The 18466-nt window shown below is 57.3% G+C and carries 15 protein-coding genes and 3 pseudogenes; 6 read left to right on the top strand and 12 right to left on the bottom strand.

Annotation, left to right across the window (positions count from 1 at the left end):
* Positions 1-48: 48 nt before the first annotated feature.
* Together IVB24_RS35185 and IVB24_RS40270 are read left to right on the top strand one after the other, a co-directional pair.
* The gene (locus tag IVB24_RS35185) at positions 49-1332 is read left to right on the top strand and encodes an FAD-binding oxidoreductase (protein WP_247348824.1); all 1284 of its coding nucleotides are present in this window, start codon (positions 49-51) and stop codon (positions 1330-1332) included.
* A gap of 439 nt (positions 1333-1771) precedes the next feature.
* The gene (locus IVB24_RS40270) at positions 1772-2299 is read left to right on the top strand and encodes a hypothetical protein (RefSeq protein WP_346771348.1); all 528 of its coding nucleotides are present in this window, start codon (positions 1772-1774) and stop codon (positions 2297-2299) included.
* A gap of 1158 nt (positions 2300-3457) precedes the next feature.
* Here IVB24_RS40270 and IVB24_RS35175 read toward each other — a convergent pair.
* Positions 3458-3850 carry an avidin/streptavidin family protein gene (locus IVB24_RS35175; protein ID WP_247441661.1) on the bottom strand — a complete coding sequence of 131 codons (393 nt, stop codon included), beginning with the start codon at positions 3848-3850 and terminating at the stop codon, positions 3458-3460.
* Positions 3851-4335: 485 nt separating this feature from the next.
* On the opposite strand from IVB24_RS35175, the gene IVB24_RS35170 reads away from it, so the two are divergent.
* Positions 4336-4569, top strand: coding sequence for a hypothetical protein (locus tag IVB24_RS35170; RefSeq protein WP_247296097.1), 234 nt, complete (start codon positions 4336-4338; stop codon positions 4567-4569).
* Here IVB24_RS35170 and IVB24_RS35165 read toward each other — a convergent pair.
* The 4 genes from IVB24_RS35165 to IVB24_RS35150 form a co-directional block, all read right to left on the bottom strand.
* Positions 4564-4962: a hypothetical protein gene (locus IVB24_RS35165; protein WP_247771147.1), complete on the bottom strand. Its 399-nt coding sequence runs from the start codon at positions 4960-4962 to the stop codon at positions 4564-4566. The genes IVB24_RS35170 and IVB24_RS35165 overlap by 6 nt on opposite strands.
* Before the next feature lie 450 nt (positions 4963-5412).
* A complete protein-coding gene (locus IVB24_RS35160) occupies positions 5413-5922 on the bottom strand; it encodes a GNAT family N-acetyltransferase (protein ID WP_247296093.1) in 510 nt (169 codons plus the stop codon).
* A 71-nt stretch (positions 5923-5993) separates the two neighbouring features.
* On the bottom strand, positions 5994-7208 hold the full coding sequence (locus IVB24_RS35155) for a hypothetical protein (RefSeq protein WP_247296091.1): 1215 nt from the start codon (positions 7206-7208) through the stop codon (positions 5994-5996).
* A complete protein-coding gene (locus tag IVB24_RS35150; RefSeq protein ID WP_247771145.1) occupies positions 7205-8743 on the bottom strand; it encodes a coproporphyrinogen-III oxidase family protein in 1539 nt (512 codons plus the stop codon). Before IVB24_RS35150 ends, IVB24_RS35155 begins: the two co-directional genes overlap by 4 nt.
* A gap of 1567 nt (positions 8744-10310) precedes the next feature.
* Between IVB24_RS35150 and ybgC the strand changes: the two genes are divergently transcribed.
* A complete protein-coding gene (ybgC, locus tag IVB24_RS35145) occupies positions 10311-10754 on the top strand; it encodes a tol-pal system-associated acyl-CoA thioesterase (protein ID WP_026232585.1) in 444 nt (147 codons plus the stop codon).
* A 146-nt stretch (positions 10755-10900) separates the two neighbouring features.
* Here ybgC and IVB24_RS35140 read toward each other — a convergent pair.
* Positions 10901-11089 (bottom strand): annotated as a pseudogene (locus tag IVB24_RS35140) (ISL3 family transposase); the annotation flags it as partial.
* Between IVB24_RS35140 and IVB24_RS35135 the strand changes: the two are divergent.
* Positions 11086-11720, top strand: a pseudogene (locus tag IVB24_RS35135) (IS3 family transposase); the annotation flags it as partial. The pseudogenes IVB24_RS35140 and IVB24_RS35135 sit on opposite strands and share 4 nt — an antisense overlap.
* A gap of 39 nt (positions 11721-11759) precedes the next feature.
* Positions 11760-12575, top strand: a complete 816-nt coding sequence (locus IVB24_RS35130) for a transposase (RefSeq protein ID WP_247771142.1) — start codon at positions 11760-11762, stop codon at positions 12573-12575.
* A gap of 111 nt (positions 12576-12686) precedes the next feature.
* On the opposite strand, the pseudogene IVB24_RS35125 reads toward IVB24_RS35130, so the two are convergent.
* From IVB24_RS35125 to pabB, 6 genes and pseudogenes are all read right to left on the bottom strand, one after another.
* A pseudogene (locus tag IVB24_RS35125) lies at positions 12687-13033 on the bottom strand (transposase); the annotation flags it as partial.
* A 307-nt stretch (positions 13034-13340) separates the two neighbouring features.
* Positions 13341-14531, bottom strand: a complete 1191-nt coding sequence (locus IVB24_RS35120) for an MFS transporter (protein WP_247348849.1) — start codon at positions 14529-14531, stop codon at positions 13341-13343.
* A gap of 26 nt (positions 14532-14557) precedes the next feature.
* On the bottom strand, positions 14558-15136 hold the full coding sequence (locus IVB24_RS35115; RefSeq protein WP_018458978.1) for a hypothetical protein: 579 nt from the start codon (positions 15134-15136) through the stop codon (positions 14558-14560).
* The gene (locus IVB24_RS35110; protein ID WP_247294229.1) at positions 15136-15447 is read right to left on the bottom strand and encodes a chorismate mutase; all 312 of its coding nucleotides are present in this window, start codon (positions 15445-15447) and stop codon (positions 15136-15138) included. Before IVB24_RS35110 ends, IVB24_RS35115 begins: the two co-directional genes overlap by 1 nt.
* The gene (locus IVB24_RS35105; protein WP_247442976.1) at positions 15444-16352 is read right to left on the bottom strand and encodes a hypothetical protein; all 909 of its coding nucleotides are present in this window, start codon (positions 16350-16352) and stop codon (positions 15444-15446) included. Before IVB24_RS35105 ends, IVB24_RS35110 begins: the two co-directional genes overlap by 4 nt.
* Positions 16353-16441: 89 nt before the next feature.
* A complete protein-coding gene (gene pabB, locus IVB24_RS35100; RefSeq protein WP_247771131.1) occupies positions 16442-18466 on the bottom strand; it encodes an aminodeoxychorismate synthase component I in 2025 nt (674 codons plus the stop codon).

Below are 18466 nucleotides of genomic sequence, written 5' to 3'. Positions count from 1 at the left end.
GCACGACCTGGGCTGATCAAGAACCAAGAATAGTATGAGGATTGCTGGATGCGAAACAATTCAGCATCACATGGATTGTGGGCTCTCACCGCGCCACCGGCGCCAGACACTGTTTCCCTCGCCAGTGACACCGCAGCGGATGTGATCGTGATTGGCGCTGGATATACCGGGCTGTCGTCTGCACTTCATCTCGCCGAAGGAGGGGCGCGCGTCGCGCTGTTGGAGGCGTCCGAAATTGGGTTCGGCGGTTCGGGCCGGAACGTCGGTCTGGTTAACGCGGGCATGTGGGTGATGCCTGACACCCTTCCGGATACGCTCGGCGTCCCGTTCGGCGAACGGTTGATTGAACAACTCGGCCGTGGACCGCAAAAGGTGTTCGACCTCATCCAAAAGCATGGCATCGAATGTGAAGTGGAACGTGCCGGTACCCTGCATTGTGCCGTCGGACGTAAGGGCTTGCAAGAGATCGAGGCCCGCGCCGAACAGTGGCAGAAGCGTGGCGCCCCTGTCGTAGTGCTAAATGCAGATGAGACACGCAGGAAAGTCGGCGGTGGCGAATACAGCGGGGCGCTGCTCGATAAGCGCGCCGGGACGATACAGCCGCTGGCCTATGTGCACGGTCTAGCGAGAGCCGCGCTTGCAGCGGGGGCTAGGATATTCACACAGAGCGAGGCTGTTACTGCGCAACACAACGGCCTGCGCTGGAGGATTAGCACAGAAAGCGGATCGGTAGATGCGGAATGGGTGATCGTTGCGACGGATGCCTATGCTAAAGGACTTTGGTCGCAGGTACGGCAGGAGCAGATCCATCTGCCCTACTTCAACTTTGCTACAGGTTCTCTGCCGGATGGTCTGAGGAAGTCGATCCTGCCTGAACGGCAGGGAGCGTGGGACACTCGAGAGGTCCTCTCTTCATTTCGCTTGGATCGCTCCGGGCGCCTCGTGTTTGGCAGTGTTGGTGCCCTTGAGGGTATTGGCGCATCCGTTCACCGGGCATGGGCTCAGAGATCGTTGCGCAAGCTGTTTCCGGGACTTCAGCATGTCGAGTTTGAAACCGGCTGGTTCGGAATGATTGGAATGACCTCGAACAACCTGCCGCGCTTTCACGAGCTCGACCGCAACGTCGTTGCTTTCAGCGGTTACAACGGTCGCGGCATCGCACCTGGCACAGTCTTTGGCAGTGTGTTGGCTTCGTACGTTCTGGGTCAGATCGCGGAGAACGATCTTCCGCTGCCGGTCACTGCCGTTGAACGGCGACGCTTTCGTGCCGCGCGGGAAGCCTTCTACATCGCGGGGTCCCAACTTGTTCACCTAATGGATACCCGGTTCTGATTACTCAAACGAGTTCGCCAAGTATGGGACTGTCATCGGCATGCTCATGACTCAACTTCGCGCTCCGACGGCCATTGACCTCGATCTGTTGCTACGAGGCGAGAGATTTTGTGTTCTGTACGTTCAGTCGAGCTTCACACGGAATTTAAACGCTGGCGACGGCCTCTCTTTGGCGGCGGTATAGACCGTGCTGTCATCGAGCGACGGGTGCTAAACTCGTCCGAACTTCGAATGAAAACGAGGAAATCATGTCGCGTTATTTCTCCGCCCAGAGGTAGATGCCGGCCTCGACTATCCCAGGTTGATCGATGCCTTAAGCGAAGCCGTCCGGCGCGGCGGAGAAGCGATGCCAGTGCGGCAGAGCTATAATGTTGGTACCGCTGCAAGCCCAGGTCGTCTCCTGACAATGCCGGCTTGAGAGCGGGGCAAGGCACTCGGCGTGAAGCTGGTGACCGTGTTTCCGAAGAGCGGGGCATGCGGTCTCCCTGCCTTTCCTCGCTTTACATGCTGTTCGACGGCAACCGGCCGGCCGCGCGCAATGATCGATGGCGAAACACTCACTAATCGGCGTACAGCCGCCGCCTCCGCGCTCGCATCACGACATCTCTCACGCCCCGACAGCCGCACGCTGCTGCTGATTGTAACCGGCCTGCTCGCCTCCTATTTGGCCGTTGCCCATCGCGCAGTTAGGCCGATTGAAGCCGTGCTGGTCTGGGGATGCCATGCGCAACGTGTCCAAGCTCTCGCGGACACGCTTGAGCATCAGGGTCTCAAGGCGAAACCGGCTGCTGATCTGACGGACGCTCTCTCGGTGGCGGACATCGTTAGCTGCGCCACCACGTCACGTGAGCCGCTGATCGTAGGCCAGCACCTCAGGCCAGGAACACATCTCGATCTCGTCGGCGCATTCACGCCAGAAATGCGTGGACCGACGACGATGCTGTTTGCCGCAGCCGCGTGTTCGTAGATACTATGCGGGTGCCCCCAAAGAAGCCGGTGATCTGCTCCAGCCGATTGCGGGTGGCAGGTGGGACGCCTCAATGATTTGTGGGGGATCTTCATGAGTTAACCAATGGTTTGAAGTCTGGCCGCCTTTCGCAGCAAGAGATCACTCTCTTCAAGTCTGTTCGGGCCGCAATCGAAGATCTTGCGGCTGCGAATCTTCTTACATGAGAAATAATGGTTTTGAAAAAACACGAGATCGCGTATTAACACTGATGTGCGCCTTCATGCGAGGTTGCCGACTCTGAAGTGTTTCGCCGAAGTCAGATCGAGGCATGTAAGCGCGAAGAATGCTGACGCCCTAGGCGAATCACTGTTGACGCATCATGTAGCTGATAGCGCGAATCATCCTGTACGCAGATTTTCTGCCGATACCTCGCCTGAGCTGCCAGTCTTGATCTCGAACCTGATCAAGGCCCCCTCTGCAAGACGGTATAGCCGGCCTTCTCGACCGCCCTATGTGCACGAAAACGTCGGCTCCGCCATCATCCAGCTTGATTTGATAAATCCATAGCCTGGGTCGCGTTTAACCACTTTACGATGCCAGTCGTCACTAAGTATCTCCAATTCCAAATGACGGGACCTACCTAATGGCTAGAGAGGGATCAAGTCCGTACTCGTTGCCAACGTGCGATCTTGTCGCCGCGCAACATGAACCGGCAATAGCAAGCAGCTTCGCGGAACGGTTAGACTGAGCGCGCCCTTGGCTACTTCCGGCGGCGAAGCCTGCGAATCGCGCTGTGTGAGAATTCTGGGTATCGAGAGCTGAAAATTCACGTCGCCAACCAAACTCAGGCAACGCGACCGCCGCAGATATTAGCGGCATCTGCCGGAGCCCGCGCTCGGCTTCAAAACAAGGACCTGAAAAGTAACGGTAGTGCACGGATCTGCCCGCGATTCGGACGCAAATTCAGAATGTCCTTTCGGATTTCGGGAGAGGCCCTTTGATGTTTTTTCTTTCCGGGCCGTTCGGCACGACTTGCCGGCTGTCCAGCATCGAAGCTGATCCTGGACAGGCCAGTGCTCCACGAAGGCGAGCCCACATTTCCCGAAGAGACGCAGCCAAAAACTCGCGAGAGTGAGTTTCCAATCTAAGGTCACGACAGAGCAAGAAGATTGAAAACTACCATACGCGCGTGAATGTATCGGCACCCTTCAACTTGCCGGGCTTGCCGTTCTTGTCAACGTAGAACAGCGTCCATGAGGTCGGCATTTGAGACCCGTTGAGCTTTCCAACCCACCGGGTGAAGGAATTGCACTGGGCAAAGGTAACAACAAAATACAAGCCAGCAGGGCTAACGGCTCCCGATGCAGGATATGGAATGCCCTGGCACGCAAACCCTTGAGCATGGTTTGTGAAAGTCCCTTGTATTGCCCCGCTATCGGCGGACCAAACAAAAAGTTCTGAACCTCGTTCATTCTTCCAGTACGAGGGGGCAGGAAGCCCCTGTGCGATGGCCTCGGCGGAAAGGAAGAAGGAATGGGCGAGCAGCAAGAGTCCCAGAAGTCTCTTCATATTGAAAGCCCCAAAAGAGGTCACTTAAAGGTCGCAACGTGGATCATCTAGCGTGATACAACTTGAGGTCATATTCACTGCCATTATCTCGCGTTCGGCATAGGAATGCGGCGCATATACTCGAAATCGCGCTGGATCGCGGCGTAGCCGACCCTGTCGAGCCCTCGGCGCTTCTCATCCTCGAATCGGTTCGCCTGGGCGGCCGAGCGCCGAACCGGTGCTCGGTTATTTTGATGTGCCACGCCTGTGGTCGTCGGAGGAGATGCGGAGAGTAGAGGTCATTGTCCACGAGCTGTATCGGATCGGGCAATCCGCGCCAGGACTCCGACGCGATCGAATGAGCTGCGCCGGGCAATGGGGAACCCACGGCCGTCGACAGCGCGGGCGCACCGAGGCCGATCGAGCAGAAAGACGGCGCCTAACAAGGACAAACGCTGCTAATCGCCATGGTTGCAATGGTAAAGTTCCCATTGACTGGGGGCAACATGGTTAAGGCATTTCGCAATACGGTCATGGCACTTACTTTTATGGGAGTTGCCGGCTGCAACATGTTTTGGAATTTCATGAATGACTATATGGTCTGCGGCCTTGCGCTGGCGGCTTCAGTGACAGCAGGCTTTTGCGTTGAGCGCATCTTCATCGAGCGGTCCCGTCGGGAGATGATCCGCCTCTACGGCGCGGACTGGCATTCGGCGGAGAACCGACAGCTCGACTCATGAACGTAACCCGTCGCCCGCCGTCATTTTCATCATCCAATTGTTCGCATTCGACCCGAGGAGCCTGGCCCGATCGAGCCTGGCCCGATGATTAAACCGGTCCATCCATTCCGGTTCGCTCGCATCGAGCGCCTGCGAGAGCTGCTTGAACGAGACTACCGAATGGTAGTTGACCCGAATACGGGCGTGAGCACCACGAAGCTGGTGAGACACGATCCGCAGCTGCTTGATGCAGTTTTGGTACTCGATCGTGATCCAGAAGGGTGCGAGCTGGGTCCTTGGTCGAGAGCCTGCGAGCGCTACGGCACGCAACCGGTCGATACGCCCGAGTAGCATCACGATCTGGAAGGGCCACCACCACAAGCTGGTAGGGGGCGATTGGACGCGCCCGTGCATCCACCACCCGCATCGCCAAGAGCGGACTTTTGGATTCCATACGCAACAGAATGTTGCGGTTGAATCGAGGTGGATTTGTATGCCGGCTGGCAAGGCTCACGTCGCGAGCCCACGACACTCCAGAGCGTCTTCGCCTATCCGCCGCTGGCGCACCGTATCAGCTCTCGTTTTGAATGCAACGCTGGCTCGGCCAGACGTGAGTTTGTGCGTGCGTTCGAGGCCTATCGGTCGCGAAACCTTCACGTCCTTGTCAGCTACAGTGACACGATTCATTCCGATCGCAGATCTCGCGAAGCTCAATGAGAAAGTCCTCGCGGATGATACGGTTGTATCTGAGCGCATTCCACGTCATTCCCAAGGAGCGAGATTGGGCATTTCGGCTAGTCAGGGGGCAAGTGATTGAATTTGTGCTCGTTGCGCGTCCGTAGAGCTTCACTGGATTGTCCGGTCTCACAACCTCATTTGCTCAGCGGGGGTCATTCCTGGCCAAATGAGCCGCTTCTCGTAGAAGATCACTGCATATCCGTGCAACATCCCTTCCCTGCGGCGAACATAGCCAGCGCTCTCATAAAGTCTTTGGGCCCCTACTTGGATCGTTGTTGTATCGAGCATTATCCACTTGAAACCGAGAGCAACAGCTCGCGACTCCAATTCACGAAGAACCCTCCTTCCAAACCCTCGTCGCTGAAAGACGGGGTCGACCCGCATACGTTTTAGTTCTGCGACATCATCATGAAAAGGTTTCAGCCCACCCATGGCAGCGAACCGGGGACCAATATGCGCAACCACGAAGTCACCGCCCGAGGCGATGTATACTTCCCCGATATTGCGTAAATCATCCTCCCAAGCCCCTTCCGGGCCACACACACCAACATCCTGCGATGCGCTTCTGTGCAGATGCCATGCATCATCGCTATCCCCGGACTCGAACCGACGAAGGATCAGTTCGTCTTGAGACATCGACTATTACCTCTCGACCGGTGGCGGACGCCTGCGCCTTTGTTTTTAGCCACGCAGAGACCACCGTCGGCTTACGGGCGCGCCTCTGTCAACAGCCGCTGAGAAAGGACAGCCTCAACACTTTCCGATACCTCAACTCCGACAACTGGACGACCCGGCTCAACCGTATATTTTAAGGCCGTACTACGATGCATCCGGGTAAACCGATCCAGTGCACAAACACAGGACGTGCGCAGCGTTCCGATTTCGCCGCCGTGATGCTCCACGACTGGCGAAATGGTCGCAACCCTGGGAAAGTCCGCTTTCCCCTTTAGCCAACCTGGCTTGAGCGGTGCACTCCCTTTACCTGACGACAGCCAGCGGAATACCTCGTGAATGCATCTCTGCGGATAATATTCGGACAGCCGGTACAGATCCCTATAAAATTGCGGTTTCTGGTGGAAGAGTTCTTCACCGACCAGTAGCACCGAGACCGCCACGATACGGGCCGAGAAGCGGCCGCTTGGACCAAGCGTATTCTTATACGGATTCTTTCCGTAAAACACACGAAATTGGCCAAATAAGTCCGGCGACATATGTTCATAAAAGCGCGTCAGAACATTGTTTGCTGACTCAAGGCGCTCCAGGCATGTCGCAAGACATTGCCCCGCATCCACGTCGGCCACATCACGCAACTTGAGCAGAGCGTCCATTGCTGACTGCAATTCGCTCTCGATGATCTGGTGGCCCAAGCAAAAATCTCGCTCCTCGACGCCGGCCGCGCCGAGGCAGTATACGCGTGGATCGTTCTGCAGCGGATTCGTAAGGATCATATCTTCATAGGAGAGGACCTCAATGCCAGGCCGCCGTTGACAAGTCGAGCGCGCAAGGCGGATCAGTACCTCTCCCACCGTCAGCTCGGCGTCCACGGGATGAAGGCCGGCAAACGCAGACATCTGATAAGCACAATTTACGAGATATTGGATGTCTGTCTTAGCGATCTCGAAGTCCGACTGCGGCAGACTTAGCAGCTGCGCTTCATAGTCCGCCTCCGCAATCATCGCGTTGATATTACGCCCAAGAGCCTTAACCGCTTCATCTGGTCGTTCACTGCATTTGATCTCCGCAATGCAGTGCGGCAGTTGATCGGCGACAAAATTGCTGACAAGCCCAAGCGGGCGTTCTCGCTGCCGGCGATCAATGCTATCGGACAGATGCGAAAATATCTCCTCCGCCTGGCAGGGCGAGCCTTGCGGGGTGGAAACGGAAAAAGGAGCGACCATAAATGAGCGCGCACGCGACTTCATCGAAACGCAACTTGCATTTCGGCACTTGACCCGTATCGTGCGGCCGGTGAGTAATCGTGCTTTTCGAGCAGATCAGTTCGTTTGTCTCTTATCCTACTGTCGTTGTACGCGACCCGCTCGAGTATATTGTTCGAGAAAAATAGGAGCGATACGGCGCCCGAATTGATAATGCCGGCGGCAGTTAGCGAAAGCAGGCCGTTTGAAATGCAGATGAGTCCTGCCGCGTTCAAGAGTTCAAGCTCGCGGCCAAAGCATTTCTCGATCGACACCCCAAACTCCCGCTCGAAGCGGGAGAGCAACACCCCACTGCTTCGCAGGGCAAACATTACCGTTCTGCGCATGAGATCATCTTGCGACAGGACAACACCCTTCCACACAGGCTTCTCGCCCGCCTCAACCCTATATAGGTAGCGATCTAAATCTGCCTCGTTATAGAACTGGCACTGGCTCATGTAACCAAACCCGGCAACCCCAAACGGGACCAGATTATTGTCGTTCCAGGAATCGTATTTGCGGCTCTGTTGAATTGAGTGCGGCTGCGACTGCTTACTCCAATAGAAAATCGGCCCATGGCGATAGCCGAGTTTCGTGAGGATGTGCTCGGCCATAAAATGCATGATAATGCGCTCCTTAGCCCCGGCAAATTGATATCGTCCGCTAGCCAAATGGCGGGCTACGGGGTCTGTAGATTTAAACATCAATGGGAATACATTGAACTTCTCTATTCCCATATCCAGTAAGCCGATAAGTGAGTCGTACCAGCTCCGGAGCGTTTGCTGCGGCAACCCATACATGAGATCAAGCGACAGATTCTGAACGCCCATCTCATTCAGTAACTTTACGAGTTGTACTACCTCGTCCACGTGGTGCCCGCGGTTCAATATGCGTAAAATGCTCGGATCTAGACTCTGAACGCCCAATACGAAGCGGTTTACGCCGGCTCTAAGCAGTGTGGATATGCGATCTGCAGCGTCCACTTGCTTTGCAAGAGAGGGATGCAATTCGAAACTCACTTCCGACTTAGACAAGTCAAAGCGCCGGCTAATCATGCCAAATAGCGTTTCGAGTTGACGGTTGGTTAAGAACGAGGGAGTGCCGCCTCCAAAAAAAGCAGTCTCAACAGCTCTGCCACCCAGCGCTGAGTCCGACCAACTCATCTCTTTATCTAAAGCCGCCAGATAGCGCTCTACTCGCCCGGAAGATGGATTGATTTCCTTGGCGAAGTGGCAAAAGGTACAATACTGATCACAGAAGGGGATGTGAAAATAGAGATCAATTGACGACGAAACCTGAAGCAACAACTTTTCGGCATTCAGGTCGCCCATTGCCTTGAGAGGCGGATATGTGCCGACAAGATAATCGTTGTGCATGTCAAGGTGCAAATTCCGTGACCTCAACATGTCAAGGTTAATGTCGTACGAGCGGTCGATCGCGAATTCCAAGGCCTCGGAATAGGACGGCGCACGCATTTTTTTAAACTCCTCTAGCTTTCTTGTGAAGGCAAGGCCCGATGGCAGCTTCGTTGCTCGTGTCACATCGCGCTCTTAAGCTCGGGCTCGATACTGAAGTCGTGCAATTCGATCAGACGCGGATTTGTCGGCTCCTACTCGACGCAACCACCGTAGAGCAGACCGAGTGTCGCCATCCGCTCGGGGACACGCGGGATGATTATGGTTCGGCGAGGAAGACAGATGCCGTGGCCGAATGTCCTTCGGGCGTTGCGAAACGGCACCGAGAAAGACTTCAGGGGCTGAGGAGTGCGAATACTGCTGGAGAAAATGGTGCTCCACCTTCGAGTGTGACCCGCGCCGGGTCGGGCGCCGAGCTCGATCTGCTCCAGGGTGCCATTGAACAACTTCTGTCCGCTCCCCTCTTCGACAGGAAGCGGCCATTGCTCGAGACCAAGCTTGATTTGGTTTCCTCCCGGTCCGACGCCAACATTCGCATGCCGCTGCATGCATTCGACACAGAGCCGCCCAAACGTGTCACACTGGTTCGGATTTGCTCGTGAGTAAGCGCGCTCAATGCTAGTCGTGTCTGGTGGTCTTGAGAGTTACCCGACGCGAAGAACGACAGCGGCACCCGCGAGGGACGCGGCAAAGCTTTAGGCGGGACCGCACTCAATAGCGCAGGTCCAAGGCATTGAGTCGAGCAAGTTTCATTTGAACTCCTGGGCCGGCGAATGCGAGATCGTCATGGTCGTGCGGATCCATTTACGGTGTCCCAGCAATACACGTGCCACTAAAGACATTTGCGAGCCTGGCTTGAAGAGGGCAAAACCATGTGCTTCGTGTCCACCGACGGAATACTCGCGCCTCAGTGTCTGGTCCCGGACATTAACGTCTTCAGCCGGACACGGCTGAACACGACAACGCGGAATGTTGAATGACGTTGGCGGCCTCTCATGCCGAACTCGAGCATCTGCTCCAACGGCCACCTTACGACCGAATCGCCCGGCTCATGAAGGCAGCGTCCCGGCACGTGACGGATATGCAAATGAACTCGTCGCTTTCTTGCGGCGCGGTGGCCACGGAGCGACTTCGATCTATTGGCAGCGCTCGGCGCGGACTTGCCAGGCGCGGTGCGTGTCGTACCGAGCGACGAGCTCGGGCGCAGAGCATCGGCGCGGCCGACTCTTCGGTCAAGGTACCGTGGATCATTCTGCCCGGTTTCATCGATCTCCATGACCATCTCACCTGGAATATCCAGCCGCGATGGCTGACCGGCCGGAGTTTAACAATTGCTAAGAATGTTAGGATTCGCGGAATAGGACTGCTTGCTGAACAATCCGCACTGCCGGGCAATCCCGACTTTGGCCTGCGAAGCGGAGATGTACGCGGAGATCAAGGCGCTTGCCAGTGGGGCGACCTCGGTCCTCGGGGATTGCTGAGCAGCGATAAGAGCTCTGCAAACCATCCGTGCGTGCGGGACTTGCCCGAAATCTGGATAGGGGGGTGCCGGCTTCTCGCAAAGCAACCGGTCTCCGACCGGCCTTGCGCCGGGCAGCCTCAACCTGCACGCACCAAACCCATTGGCACTTGCTGCGGAACGCGCCTCTGTGCAAGACAATTCGTCCCAGAACGGCAGTAAGGAAACCGCACTGTGACAGCTTCTCTTGATGGCGAAATTCGCGACGGCGGCCATCATATGCAGGTCCGCGTCTATTTCGAAGATACTGACTCCGGTCAGATTGTTTATCACGCAAATTTTTTGCGCTTCATGGAACGCGGTAGAACGAACTACTTGCGCCTGCTCGGAACCACTCAGCAAGCGCTACTCAGAGAAGCCAAGAAAGATGCGCCCGGCTTTGCCTTCGTTGTCCGCTCCATGACGATCGATTTTCTAAAACCGGCGGTCTTGGATGACCTGCTTGACGTCGTCACAGTCCCGCAAGAGGTGAGGGGAGCGTCGATTGCGTTGCTGCAGGAATGCAGGCGCGGAGACGATCTCCTAGTCACGGCGCGTGTACGCGTGGCGTTTATTTCAGCCGGAAAGGCGCAGCGCATCCCGAAGTCGCTGCGGCTCGCTATGGAAGGGCTTCGATAGATCTGCCGCTTAGTTCAAGCTTTTGCCTTCCAGCGCCGCACTGAAATCAAGTCATTAAGCTTCTGTTGCGACCTAGTCAAACCAGTGTTCGGGGTAATCGGCATCCAATCGGGGCTCTGACGCATATTCGATGATCGTGATTGTTTTTATGGCGCGCCAATCAGCCTAGCCTGAAGAAGATCGAGCTTAGCGCGCCCGTACATCTGCCGTTCGACCAGCTTGAGCTTGGCGATGTGAGCTTTCACTTGGCCATTGGACCATGGTTGCGTAATAGCAGCGTGCACCGCGCCCTTATCGTTGGCGATCCCATTCGCGAACGAGGCAATGAGGCTTGCGGGACATGGGTCTACAAGGGGTCATCCGCGGCAAGCCCGTCAAAACGACGATCAGCGACAAGGCCGCGCCATGCGCGCTGGATCACGTCAACCGCCAGCTCAAGGCGCCGAGGCCGAACGTCCTCTGGCTTTCCGATTTCACCTATGTCGCGACCTGGACCGGCTTCTTCTATGTTGCCTTCGTGATCGATGCTTATGCCCGCGGGATCGTGGGCTGGCGGGCCTCGCGCACGGCGCATGCAGGCTTCGTGCTCGATGCGCTGGAGCAGGCATTGCATGATCGACGGCCGGTCCATCGTGGCGGGCTCGTGGTCACAGCGACAGGGGTAGCCAATACGTATCCATTAAATACACCGAGCGCCTGGCCGAAGCCGGCGTGGAGCCCTCTGTCGGCAGCGTCGGAGATTCTTACGACAATGCTCTCGCCGAAACGATCAATGGACTTTACAAGGCGGAGGTGATCCATCGGCGTGGACCGTGGCGGAACTTCGAGGCCGTCGAGTTCGCTACCCTCGAATGGCTCGACTGGTTCAACAACCGAAGGCTCCTCGAGCCCATCGGCAACATCCCGCCTGCCGAAGCCGAGCAACGCTACTACGCCATGCGGGAACAACCCGCCATGGCGGCATAACTTAAACCAAATGGCCTCCGGCAAACCCGGAGCGGTTCAGTGCGCCGCTCCATGAACAGAATCCGAACCGCAATCGGAGCGACAACGATCAACCCGGAATTGCTGACCTATGCGGAAAAGCTGCGCTATCAGGGCTATCTGCGGCGCCAGGACAGCCATGCCGCAATTGCGGCTCTCGTCAGCGACGGTGTGCCGTTCAAGGAGATCGTCCGCCGCACAGGACATAGTCGCAATCTGGTTCGCCAAATTAGCCGCGGTGGCGGTACGGATATGTTCCGCACCCGTCAAAGCACCCTGGACGGGCACCTGCCGTTCCTGGACGCGCAATGGTCAGGCGGCTGTCGCAACGGTGCCGAACTCTGGCGCCGTTTGAAGGGACAAGGCTTTATGGGATCGCTGCGCGTGGTGGCGGAATGGGCGACGCGACGGCGACGTGCCGAGACTATCAGCCATCAACAATTGCAGAAGGTCCCCGCCGCCAGGACGATAGCGCAGCTGATGACGACGAAGCGCGACCACCTGACCAGGGCCGAGACCGTCACGCTTGCCGTCATCGAACAAAACGTTCCTATGCTGGCCGATGCCCAAGCTCTCGTTGGCCGCTTCCACGCGATGATCCGAAAGAAGGCCGAGATGGAGCTCGAACCTTGGATTGAGGAATCCAAGCGGAGCCTCATTGCCTCGTTCGCGAATGGCATTGCCAACGATAAGGGCGCGGTGCACGCGGCAATCACGCAACCATGGTCCAATGGCCAAGTGGAAGCTCAGATCACCAAGCTCAAGCTGGTCAAACGGCAGATGTACGGGCGCGCTAAGCTCGATCTCCTTCAGGCAAGGCTGATTGGCGCGCCATAAAAACAATCACGATCATCGAATATGCGTCAGAGCCCCAGTCGAACGCCGATTGACACCTATGCTTGAGGTCGGCCTGGTCGCCGCGTTTCGACTTGTAGACGTACAGTGCACGATCGATACCTTCCAGTCGCTGCGCAACTTGTCGACAAGTTCGCGCTTGCGGCCAGGCCTCAGAGCTTTTTTGAGAGCACGTCCTGCAGCATGGCCTTGTCCAAAGACAGGTCGGCGACGATCCGCTTCAGCTTGGCGTTCTCTTCCTCGAGCTGACGCAGCCGCCTCATCTCGGACGGCATGAGTCCTGCATATTTCTTGCGCCAATCATAGAAGGTGGCGTCGCTGATCCCGGCCTTGCGGCAGACTTCGGCCACCGGCGCACCGTCTTCCGCCTGCTTCAAAACAAATGCGATTTGGGCCTCGCTGAACTTCGATGCTTCATGGAGCTCTCCTCGTCCCGACACGGGATCATAATTGGAAATTCCAGTTCAGACTGGCCTCATTTGGCGGGAGCAGGTCAACTGCACTTAGCAGGTGAGGTAAAGCTGAGCGCAATGCCGCGTGAGCAAGAGCGAATCAGGGCGAGCGAAGCGGGCGCACGAGAGTCATGTGGCATGAGCCAGATGGATGGCTGACAAGCGCTATCGACCACGTGCTGCATGGTGATGTCCATAGTCTAGACTGACGAAGGGCGTATGCGGCTTGCTCCGCGCTTGACCAAGCAGACCCGACAAGCATCCTGGTGGTCGATCGTGCTCGATTTCATCCCGTTCATGCCGCATTCGCAGCTTCCGCAGGCGCTGCATCACGCATGAAGGCAACAGCCAGCCCGACGCCGATGAGACCAATCAGGATGGACGCCACGGCCAGCGATGTGACTCCGCTGATCTCGACGAGGATGCCGCCGAGAAAAGCGCCGATGGCGATCCCTGCGAAGGTAGTCGAGCTGTTCATTGCCAGGACCAGCTTCGACCTATCCCCGGCTAGGCCGAGGAGCCGGTGCTGGATCGGCACCAGATACATGTAGCTGACGTTGCCCCAAAGGAAGGCGAAGAGCACGGTGAGGGCACCATGGTGTCCAAATGCAACCAAACCTACGAGCAGGATTAGCTGTGCGCCTATGGCTGCGATGAGGACTTTATAGGGGCCGAAACGGTCAGTCAGAACGCCACACGCTGCGTTTCCCGTCACGGCTCCGAAACCGTAGGCAAAGAGCGCGGCCGAGAGCAGCGGAACCCCGGCAAGCAGAAAACCGGTGATGAAGACGCTCACATAGGAATAAACGATGAACTCGGAAACAACGACGAATAGTGTCACGGAAAGGATACCGTAGATGATTTTGGAGAATTCTTTGGAGGTCGGTCCGTTTCCGCGCTCCGGCATCTTGGCAGGGATTCCAGACATCATCGGGGCGAAGATCATCAATGCGAGAAGCCCGGCAATGACGACGAAACCGAATGCGAAGCGCCAGCCGATAGCACCTGCGATCCAGCTGGTGGCCGGGACGCCAGCAACCTGTGAAACGGTCATGCCGCCGAAGATGAGGGACAACGCGAAACCTTTGCGGGTAGGCGGCAGGAGCTCGGCGGTTAGTGCGGTAGCCGCCGGGGTGAACATCGCCGCGCCGTAGGCCGAAATGACGCGACCAGCAGCAAGAATTAGGAAGTTCGGCGCGACCGCGCAGATCAGGTTACCGATGATGAAGATCGAAACGGACAGGATTTGGACATTGCGACGGCTCATGGCCTTGAACATCCAGGCATTCAGCGGCGCGAAGACAGCGTAGCAGAGTGCGTAGATCGAAATGATCCAGCCCGCCGCGCCGGTTGAAATCCCGAGGTCACGAGAGATCACATCGAGCGCCCCAATGATGACAAATGTGTCCAGGCCGATAGCGAAGGCGGCGATGGTCAGAGCGGCAATGACGAGCTTCGTTCGCGCGTCAGGAGGGGAGGAGGTCATGACGGTGCTCGTTCAGGTTCGTGTGTTCAAGGCAGCACGTCATGCAACTCAGGATAGGGGCTGGCGATGATCGTGTCGGAGTAGCGAGGGCGGGGACCGTACAATAGCCAGGTCGTCACCACCTCGCCAATCTCCTGCATGATCTCGAGCTTTTCGGGATGTTCGAGCGCCGATCTGCTGTAAGCAACGCCCGCATCATACACGCCTTCGAGAAGTTTTTTCTCTACAACCGGCTTTGTCGTTTCGAAAATCAGCTCATTCCAAGCATTCTTGTCGATATACCCCATCGTTGGCTCGGGGAGACCCAGCGACCGAGGCTCCTTTACGTCCTTGCGTTTGACGACCGCGATGCTCTGGGTGGGCAATATGAAGGTGTCGACGACCTGCAGACGGTCGCGGAATTTCTCGGTCACGAGATGGACATTCAGGTGCGCGCTGCATTGGAGGACATAGCTGTCGCCGCGATCTGCGGCCTCGGCCGCGGCAGCCACGAGATCGTCGACGAGTATGATGTCTTGCGGCTCGATCCCTTGGAACTCGAGATATTTCAAGGTCGCATGATGGTGACAGCTTCTCGCTGGGCCGAGCGTGTAGATGCGGACCATCAGGAGACGTCCATCTGCTCGTCTATGATCATGGCTTCGAGCTCGCAGGCTTCTCCTATGATCAGCGAATAAAGATCTTCAGTGAATTCCCTGCGCAGGCCGCGTTCCGCCCCAATCTCGGCGCAACGCGCCTTTACCTCTGTAACGCGATCGGGTTGCATCATCGCGATCCCGCGTTCCTTCTTGTAGCGTGCAACCTCAGCGCAGACGGAAAGCCTCCGGCTGAGGATGTCCACCAGTTGTTTGTCCAGCTTGTTGATGATCTCCCGAAATGGAAGAAGGCCCGCGTCGGGGGTGAAGGTATCAGTCATGCATGGCTCCTGCCCATTTCCTGCATTCCAAGTCGCAGGCCGGCGGCTAGATGCTTGGCGCAGGCCGACAACGTGTCCAGCCGGTAGCCGCCCTCCTGTACGAAGCAGATCGGCTTGCCGATCGAGGCCAATGCCAGGCCGATCTCTCGGTAGATTTCTGGCGGAAGTGTCCAACCACCATGCGGATCTCCGACGACGATATCGAACCCCAAGCTGACAACCAGAACGTCCAGCGTGGCGGCCCAGTCGGATTCCAAGAGCCCGCGAAGCGCCGATGTGTATGCTGCCGGGCTCGGATCGGTCGGAAATTCAAGATACCTGTGGCTGTCGAGTGCTGGTTGAAGTTGCGGGATCCAGGGGAAATTGACGTCAGTCCGGGCGTGCAGGCTGGCGAATCCGATATCCGGGTGTGTGCTCAGCACATCGCTTGTTCCATTGCCAGGGTGGAAATCGAGGTCGAGGATCGCCAGCTTGCGGAAGCCCGATGCGCGCAGGCTCAGCGCCGCGACTCCGACGTTGTTCAGCAAACAATACCCACCCATGAAGCTGCGCCCAGCATGGTGCCCTGGCGGCCGACATAGTGCGTAACTTACTAGAGTTCGCTTCGAGGCGATTGTGGTCGCGGCTGCGAAGCCGGTAGCGGCGGACAAAAGGGCGCGCTGATATATCCCCGCGTCGACGGATGTGTTTTGCGGCACACCGGGCGCGGTATATCTTCTAGCAAGCTCGGTGATCTCTGGCTCTTGTGGATGTGGCCCGAAGCGGAGTGCCTCAAGGTAGCCCGGATCATGAAGGCTGCCCAGGATCGATACGACCTCGTCCGTGACGGTCTCAGGGGTCGAGATAAATTGGACACCAGGCGAGCTTTCCAATCCGCTTCGGATCTCGTTGATTCGATCCCCCACTTCCCTTGAAGGCTTACTCGTCCCCGTCGCATCGGCGATAAGGCCCCCAGGGCTAGGTGAGACCGGCGTCGTGTGTACGGTTAGCCAGTTCACAGAAGCCTCCTTCGTCGCCGTTCTCCCGCCGATACGAAGCCCATGCTTTCATAGAATGCGACGAGCCTCTCGGCGCCGGAACGGTCGGTCGAGGGAAGAGACACTTCGACCATGGGCCAGCCCCGCACCCGCGCCTCGCCATCCAGGGCGGCCAGAAGCCGTCTCCCACTTTGAGCCGAGCGATAGCGGGGATCGACCCAGAGCTCCTGCAGGATGCCATAGTGGCCTGAAGCCCTTACTGCGGTGACCTGGGAGACGACAGCAATGCCGATCACTTCGGCTGCCGGCACATCCTCCATTATCAGGGCGAAGCCGAGCCGCGAATCCATCGCGATTTGCCCAGCAGCGCTGACCGCCGTCTGCCGGTCGAATTGCGGCCCCGGTCCTCCGAGCTCCGTGAGAAGCCTTCCCACGCATTGTGCAATCGTGTCCCTGTCCTGGAATGTCGCCAGACGGACACGATGTGCAGAATCGGGTACTGTTTCCGCGCCTGCATCATCGTCTGGGCCATCGATCGCCACGTCATGATCTGGGTTGCCTGTCATGGCCTCGGCAATCGCACGGATCGGCTGGCGCGCCTTGAGGAGAATCTCTTCGAACTCCGCCTTGGGGTCAGACAACGCGACGATGGCCCCGCCGCAACCGATACTCAGTTGGCGTCCCCGGCAGACGATCGTTCGGATGACGATATTCAGATCAAGCTGGCCGCACAGAGACAGATAACCGATCGCCCCCGAATAGATACCTCTCGGCGCTTGTTCCAGTTCATCGAGGAGTTTTAGGGTTCGAATCTTAGGTGCGCCCGTCATCGACCCGCCTGGAAAACACGCAGAAATGCAGGGGATGATATCGTCAGGCGACACCAGTTCGCCACGAATGGTGCTGACCAGCTGGTGTACGGTCTTGTAGCTTTCGATGTGCATGAGGCTTGGCACATGAACGCTTCCGGTGCGGCAGATGCGGCCGAGATCATTCCGCATCAGGTCCACGATCATGAGATTTTCGGCCCGGCTCTTTTCGTCCAGACGCAATTCTTCTGCGATCCGCTCATCTTCGGCTGGGACCTCATGTCGAGCCGCAGTGCCCTTAATGGGCTTGGTCTCGACAATGAGGTTGCGATCGATCTTGAGGAATCGCTCCGGGGACGAGCAGGCAACACAGAGATCTCCAAGTCTGAGGAAAGCCGAGTAAGGGGCCGGGTTTCTCCGCCTTAGGACCCGATACAGATCAAGCGGGTCGATCTCTGCCGCAACAGTAATCTCGTTTGTCAGGCAGACCTCGTAAGTCTCGCCGGCGCGGATCTCGGAAAGGCATCTTTCGATTTGTTCTAGGTACCGGGCTCGCCCCTGACGAAGCTTGAACTGAAGCGGAGCGCTTTTTGCGTTTGGTGACGATGGGGTAGTGCTGGGGGCTGCTTCGATGCGCCGAATGTCACGTTCGTTCTTGCTGATCCAAAGGGCGACCTCGTCAGCCAATGCGGCCTCGGCTTTGGGGTAGAGTGCGACGATATGGATGCTGCCATTCTCATGATCGAAGGCGAGGAATCTTGTGCAGAAGATGAAGGTTGCATCTGGACATTTAGAGGGTGGGGAGCTGACGCCGCAGGTGAGAGATTTCAGTTCGTAACCGAAATAGCCCACGTGGCCCCCTTTAAAGGGAATATCTGGCACGTCGCCCTCATCCTGCAGCTTGCAGGTGGCATGGTTATCGGCGAGGAACTTGAAAATCGATCCGGAGATGGTCAGCTGGGGCGCCTGGCCGTCGCGAGTAATCTCGATTTCCTGTCGAGACGCATCGTAGGATGCAAGATAGCTGCCCGGTCCGCCAAGCCCTCCTATGAACGACCAACGCGACAGCCCGGGCACCAGCATACTGCTGTCCAGCCAGAAAGCAGGCTGTGTACCCCGGAAGAGGTGCACGAATACATCCTCAGCGCTGGCTCTGCATGAGATCGTCGAACTTCTCGCGTCATACTTGGTCGTTTCGAAGGGAAAGTCGCTAAGGCGGGGCATGCCCAGCAT

It is taken from the genome of Bradyrhizobium sp. 192, from assembly GCF_023100965.1.
GTDB classification, from domain to species: Bacteria; Pseudomonadota; Alphaproteobacteria; order Rhizobiales; family Xanthobacteraceae; genus Bradyrhizobium; species Bradyrhizobium symbiodeficiens.
The sequence above is the reverse complement of the archived record's forward strand: the minus strand, read 5'-3'. Positions and strand labels throughout refer to the sequence as shown.